This window comes from Shimia sp. W99 (assembly GCF_053851455.3).
The window spans coordinates 4,001,960-4,008,202 of the sequence record NZ_JBSQBU020000001.1; the positions used below are offsets into that span (position 1 = coordinate 4,001,960).

The window sequence follows — 6,243 nt, forward strand, 5'->3', positions numbered from 1 at the left end:
GAATCTCGCGGCAATGCTCAATAGACTTGAGCCCGGACCCGTCAGCCCGTAAGGGTCTTAAGAACGGATTGACTACTCTGGAAGGACGGACATGAGCACTGACCGCGAGACGCTGACACGGGAACTTCTGGCCCTTGTCGCAGATGAGGGTATGGTGGAAGCGTCTGAAATCGCGCCGGAAAAACGGCTTGAAGACCTTGATATCCAGTCGGCGGACTTCGTCATGATCCTGATGGCGATCGAAGAGAAGTACGACGTCTATATCTCGGTCGACAACGAATTGTCGGATGTCGAGACCGTGCAGGACCTTCTGGACCTGGTGATTGCGAAAATCGAAGAGCAAAAGGCCGCCTGAACGTGAAACGGGTTGTCATTACCGGCATGGGCGCAGTCTCTGCCTGCGGCCTCGGCGCCGACGCGCTGGTGCAGGCCACCCAGTCCGGCACCTCCGGTGTGCGTCCGGTGAAGTTCACGAATATCGACCAGCAGCGCGTTGGGACTGCGGCGGCGATTGCCCCTGAAATCAAAGAGAAAATTGAGGAAGAGGCTGGCCATCGCATGCGCGAACCGGTGTCCAACTACGCCGTTATGGCCGCGCGGGAAGCCGTGGCTCAGGCGGGGCTTGGCCCGGAGGACTTCGGAGACCGATGTGGTGTTTCGATCGGGTCGGGCTTCGGAGGGGCGCAGACCCTGGATCGCAACTACATGAAGTTCAGTGTTGAAGGCAGCATGCGGCTCGATCCCATGTCAGTGCCCAAGATCATGAACAATGCAGCGGCGAGTTGGGTGTCGATGGAGTTCAATGCAATGGGTCCGGCCTATTGCCTCGCGACCGCTTGTTCTTCCGGAAGCCAGTCGATTGGTTTGGCTTACCAATTGCTGAAGGCAGGCGTGATGGATCGCTGTTTGGCTGGAGGCTCTGAAGCCAGTCTTGAGGGCGGAGTGTTCCGGGTTTGGGAACTGCTTCGGGTCATGACAGCTGACAAGAATCGACCTTTTTCCAAGGATCGCAACGGTATGACGCTGGGCGAAGGGTCGGGCGTTTTTGTGCTGGAGACCCTTGAAAGTGCGCAGGCGCGCGGGGCGAACATTCTCTGCGAAATTGCCGGCTACGGTACAAACTCGGATGCCGGCGACCTGCTGCGCCCGAACCCCGAGCGCGCGGCGGCCTGTATGAAACTGGCCCTTGCCGATGCGGGGCTGCAGGCAAGCGACATCGGATACGTCAATGCGCACGGCACCGGTACGGTTGCCAATGACGTCAACGAAGTCACTGCGTTGCGCGCCGTCTTTGGCGAGGATCTGTCAGGGCTGGCGGTTTCGTCGACCAAGCCGGTGCACGGACACGCGCTCGGCGCAGCGGGGGCGCTGGAACTGGTGGCGTCTTTTGGCGCGTTGCAACGGCAATCGGCCCCCCCGACGATCAACTTCAACGAGGTTGATCCCAAGATCGGAATCGACCCGGTCGGAAATGCGGCCCGCCCGATTTCGACCCGCGCGGTTATGTCGAACTCGTTGGCCTTTGGCGGCATCAACGCGACCTTGATCCTGAAAACCTATGAGTGACATTTCCAGGCGCTGCGTGCGCGGGGTCCGTCTCGTTGATGAAGAGGCGGCGCGTGACTTGCGCGCAGTGTTGGCCGCGCCGGTGGGGGGGGAAACTGGCCCTGACGTGCCAATGATTGCCCCCGCCATGCTCCTCGGGGCGCCGGAGATCAGAGAACGAACCCACGCAATGACACCGCCTATTGGGCTTGGCGTCGTGCATGAAGCCCAAGTGTTTAAGCGCGCAGCGCCCATCTACCCCGAAGGCTGTCCGGAAATCTGGATTTCCGGGGAGGTTGCGCCGATGTCGGTTCGTTTCGATTTTGAAATCCAAAGCGGAGACGCGGCGCTGGCCCACATGCAGACCCGGTTGCGGTTCGTGTCTTTGGATGAAATGGCCGCGATCCGGGGAACGGCTTTTTCTTCGCGTTTCGAAACACCCCAGACCGTCTGGCAGGTGACTGGTGCGATCGGCGCGGAGGCAGTTTCGGGCTATCTTGCGCTGTCGCATGATGACAACCCGATCCACAGCGATGACAACGCGGCGCGCGCTGTCGGGCTCTCCGGCGCGGTGTTGCCCGGCATGATGCTGTGCGGGGTTTGCGAATACGCGCTTGTACAAGCGTGGCCGGGGATCTGGGTGCGCGAGATGAAGACCCGTTTCATGGCATCCGTGCCCGTTGGGGCAAGCGTGCGCTTTGCCATGGTGCCGCGAAAAACCGACGCTGACGGTTTCGTTCAGATGGCGCGGGTCTTTGCCGTGACCGGTGACGATTTCATCGCCGCGATCATGGATGTGCAGGCAGAGCCGGTGATCAACTGAAACTCAACCAGGCCCAGACCATCGCGATATAGGTCAGTTGGTGAAGGGCCTGATCCGTGCCCATGGCGTACCAATACATCGGCTGATCCGGGGTCAGGGCGCGGCTTGTAGAATAGCGCGCCTTGGCCCAGTCGATGTGGAAATGCACGACGAACTCGGCCAGAACGATCCACAGGATCAAGGTGATATCCGTGCCAAACAAGGCAAAGATCACGGCTGTCATGAGCACATGGATGCCTGCATGTTGTGCACGTCCCACGTGCCAGTATTTTTCCCGTCCCATGATCATCTTGGAATTCTGCAGGAAGAAATCCGCAACCAGATGTTTGATCTGGAGCGCTGCAAACAGCAGCAGAATAGTCATGTCATGATCCATCGCCGATGGTCCTGTGTAACCCCTCTCGCCCAGAGCCTAGCGCCTGATGTGGATTATCGCAAACTTCGCTTGTCGTTCCTGAAAAAGAAAGCGTTTGAATTGCGCGGGTCAACATTGTTAGCATCGGCCCAGCACGGACAGAACAATTGCCACATTCCAAAAGTGGCTCGGGAGTTCAGACGATAGAACCAACGCTCTTTTCGTTTATATGGAAATATTCGAAGCGGGATCAGTTGCTGCTCTTGCTTCTGACGGCTTGCCTGTTCCCGTTGCAGTTCCTCACGCTCGAGCTGCCCAAGCGGATCATCAATGACGCGATTGATTCCGATCAATCCATCATCGACGTTTTCGATTATGAAATGGATCAGGAAAGTTTCCTGATCATGCTGAGTGTTCTCTTCCTTGTGGCGGTTCTGGGCCACGGCCTGATGAAGATGCGCATCAACACTATGAAGGGGGTGCTGTCCGAACGCATGTTGCGGCGGTTCCGCTTTACCCTGATCACTCAGATCACACGGTTTCCGCAACCTTACCTGAAACGCACGTCGCAGGGCGAGCTGGTGGCGATGATCACGGCCGAGGCCGAACCGATGGGCGGGATGATGGGCGATGCGGTTTCCCTGCCTGTCATGCAGGCGGGGCAGATGCTCACTATCCTTGCCTTTCTGTTCCTGCAGAGTTTCTGGTTCGGCCTGGCTGCAATCGCCTTGATTCCCCTGCAGGCCTGGCTGATCCCCAAGCTGCAGCGCCAGATCAACCTGCACAACAAGGATCGCATTCAGGAAGTGCGCCACCTTGCCGCCGAGATCGGGGAAACCGCGACCGGAGCGCCCGAGCTTCGGGGCAATGGCGGCTGGAGGTATCGTTTGTCACGGATTACGCGCCGTCTTGGCACGCTGTTCCTGATCCGTCTGACGATCTACAAGAAAAAGTTCTTCATGAAGTTCCTCAACAACTTCATCACGCAGCTGACGCCGTTCTTTTTCTATCTCGTGGGTGGTATCCTCGTGATCCGAGGGCAGGTTTCGCTGGGTGCGCTCGTGGCGGCATTAGCGGCCTACAAGGACTTGTCCAGCCCCTGGAAAGAGCTCCTGAATTATTACAACCGCGTTCAGGACCTGTCGTTGCGCTGGACCCTGATCGGCGAGCGTTTCACGCCGTCGGGCATGATTGACGAGTCTCTTATCCAAGGGGAACCAGAAGACATACCGCGTCTGACGGGCAACATCGTGTTCAAGGACGTTTATGTGCGTGACCATGATGGCGACTCAGTTCTTGAAAACATCGACATAACCCTGCCGCAAGGGGCCCTGGTCGGAATCGCTTCTCAGGATGCCGAAGAACGGCGCGCGATCGCGGAATTGTTCACACGGGAAATCGTGCCGATGAGCGGGCGGATCGAGGTCGGTGAGGTCGATCTGTCCCGCGTGCATCAGCGTGTAATCGCCACGCGGGTCGGTTATGCGGATCCGGCGCCTTACGTTTTCGAGGGGACGTTCGGGCACAACGTCCTGATGCCGCTGAAGCGCCGCCCGGTATCGGAGCTTCCCGACCCCGAAGGAGAAGCCGAGGATAAGAAGCGCGCCTATGAAACGGAGCGCACCGGCAACAGCCCCGACCGTTTCTATTCCGATTGGGTCGACCCGACCCTTGCCGGTATGGCAAGCGAGGATGAGGTGCATGCCTGGTGGCTTGAACTGATGGACGCCACCGGGGCGGGAAACGCGCTTTTCCGGCGCGGGCTGGACCAGACCTTCAAACAGTCCGACCATGAAGAGCTGGCCGATGCGCTTGTCGAGATGCGCCCGGTGATCCGGGAGAAGTTGGAAGAGGCGGGGCTCGACAAATTCTACTATCGGTTCGACCCTACGCAATACAACCCGGCGCTTCCGGTGGCCGCGAACCTTTTCTTCGCCACGCCCCGGAAACCGATTGAGGAAACCTCACCCGAAGCCATCAGCGATTTTCTCGATCTTCTGCATGAGCTGGGCATCGAAGACGGAATCCTGCGCATGTCGCAGGAAGTGATCGAGATGCTGAACCAGACATTTGGAGTGGATGGCACGGATCACCCGCTGTTCCGGCAACTGGGATTGAACCCGGATGTGTTCACCACAAAGGTGGCGCTGGTCGAGAAGAGTCGCTCCGTCGGACTTGATGCTATGGAACGCGGCGAACTGGTGCAGATGCTGGCCCTGCCGTTCGAAGTGTCCGCCGAACGGATCGGCCCCGGTTTCAGTGAAGACCTCAAGGCATCCATCCTCGAACTGCGGCGGACCCAGTCAGAAAAGCTGTCGGAATGGCTGGTGGTCCATTTTGCTCCTTTACGGGAAGACGCCTTTGCGCCCGGGCTGACCGTTCTTGAGAACGCGATTTATGGCAAACTGTCGGCCGCAGCCGGCATGCGCGGCGAGGCGATCCGGGACATCGTTGCGGACACGCTGCGCGAAGCCGGGTTGAAACAGCAGGTGGCCGAATTGCTCTATGCCGTTCCGTCGGGCATCGCCGGGGCAGGGTTGCCGACCGCATTCTTCGAGCCTTTGGCAATCAGCCGTGCGGCGATCAAGAAGCCGGACATCCTGATCCTGAACCGCTGTCTTGTGAATTATGATGACACCGAAAAGCAGAGTACCATAGAGAGGCTGCGCCGCCTTTTGCCTGAGGCGACCCTGATCCTGCTGGAAGAGGAGTTCTCCTATCCGGATGCCTTGGACATGGTGCTCGAGCTGGAACATGGACGGCTGAAAGACGGCGGCGCTGTGACGGTGGAAGAAACCGACAATGCAGCAAGCGCGGATCTGCGGCGCAAGATGCGGGCCCTTGTTTCGACGGACATGTTTGCCAACCTCTCGCGCCGTCAGTTGCGACTGCTGGCCTTCGGTGCGCAATGGCACCAGGAAAGCGCAGGGAATTACGTTTTCCGCATGGGCGATGATCCTGCAGACGGCGCCTACCTGATCCTCGAAGGTGAAGCCGGGTTGGGATATGTGACAGAAGACGGAAAGCAAAATCTGATCGCAGTGGCGGGGCCGGGAACTCTTGTCGGGGAACTGGCGCTTCTAAGGAAAGAGAAGCGAGCCCTCGACATGCTGGCGCACACCGACCTGGAAATGTTGCGATTGGGGGAGTCGGAGTTCATGGCGGTCGTGGAGAATGATGCTTCGACTGCGTTCCGTATCCTTCAGGCGGTTGCGGGCTATGTCGGCGCCCCTAAACAGACCGAGTCGAGCGACGACTCATAGGAATCGCCCCGAGTCGCGCCGGAAATGGGCGTTTCGCATGGCGTCAGGTGCCGATTCATGGCCGGAATCGGGGTGACTCGGTGGCGGATTCGGCGCCCACGGAGAAAAATCGGTGCCAATGCCGCGCTACCCGGCGTGAGGTTGCCAAAAATTCAGGCTGAAAAATGCTGTTTTCCTGAAGAAATCGCAAAGTTTTGGATTTTTTCGCAGAAACTTCAAAAAAGCCCTTGCGGGGGTCAGCGGTTATACGTAAATAC

General features: G+C 58.6%; 6 protein-coding genes. 4 read left to right on the top strand and 2 right to left on the bottom strand.

Translation table 11 applies throughout. The features are described from left to right. Window positions 1-91 precede the first annotated feature (91 nt). The 3 genes from ACS3QZ_RS19310 (at window position 92) to ACS3QZ_RS19320 (ending at window position 2,368) form a co-directional block, all read left to right on the top strand. Window positions 92-355, top strand: coding sequence for an acyl carrier protein (locus tag ACS3QZ_RS19310; RefSeq protein WP_456039285.1), 264 nt, complete (start codon window positions 92-94; stop codon window positions 353-355). A 2-nt stretch (window positions 356-357) separates the two neighbouring features. Next, window positions 358-1,566: a beta-ketoacyl-[acyl-carrier-protein] synthase family protein gene (locus ACS3QZ_RS19315; protein WP_456039286.1), complete on the top strand. Its 1,209-nt coding sequence runs from the start codon at window positions 358-360 to the stop codon at window positions 1,564-1,566. A gap of 169 nt (window positions 1,567-1,735) precedes the next feature. After that, window positions 1,736-2,368, top strand: coding sequence for a MaoC family dehydratase (locus tag ACS3QZ_RS19320; RefSeq protein ID WP_456039287.1), 633 nt, complete (start codon window positions 1,736-1,738; stop codon window positions 2,366-2,368). Here the strand turns inward: ACS3QZ_RS19320 and ACS3QZ_RS19325 are convergent. Further along, complete coding sequence (locus ACS3QZ_RS19325; RefSeq protein ID WP_456039288.1) at window positions 2,361-2,732, bottom strand: DUF3307 domain-containing protein; 372 nt, start codon at window positions 2,730-2,732, stop codon at window positions 2,361-2,363. The genes ACS3QZ_RS19320 and ACS3QZ_RS19325 overlap by 8 nt on opposite strands. Window positions 2,733-2,977: 245 nt before the next feature. Between ACS3QZ_RS19325 and ACS3QZ_RS19330 the strand changes: the two genes are divergently transcribed. Next, complete coding sequence (locus ACS3QZ_RS19330) at window positions 2,978-5,986, top strand: cyclic nucleotide-binding domain-containing protein (RefSeq protein ID WP_456039289.1); 3,009 nt, start codon at window positions 2,978-2,980, stop codon at window positions 5,984-5,986. A 55-nt stretch (window positions 5,987-6,041) separates the two neighbouring features. Here the strand turns inward: ACS3QZ_RS19330 and ACS3QZ_RS19335 are convergent. Continuing rightward, window positions 6,042-6,243: hypothetical protein (locus ACS3QZ_RS19335; RefSeq protein WP_456039290.1), on the bottom strand; the 202-nt coding region annotated here is incomplete at its 5' end.

Bases quoted from the DNA above. Each gene is read 5' to 3' on its own strand.
- ACS3QZ_RS19310 (WP_456039285.1), top strand. From the start codon at position 92: ATGAGCACTGACCGCGAGACGCTGACACGGGAACTTCTGGCCCTTGTC.
- ACS3QZ_RS19320 (WP_456039287.1), top strand. From the start codon at position 1,736: ATGACACCGCCTATTGGGCTTGGCGTCGTGCATGAAGCCCAAGTGTTT.
- ACS3QZ_RS19325 (WP_456039288.1), bottom strand. From the start codon at position 2,732: ATGACTATTCTGCTGCTGTTTGCAGCGCTCCAGATCAAACATCTGGTT.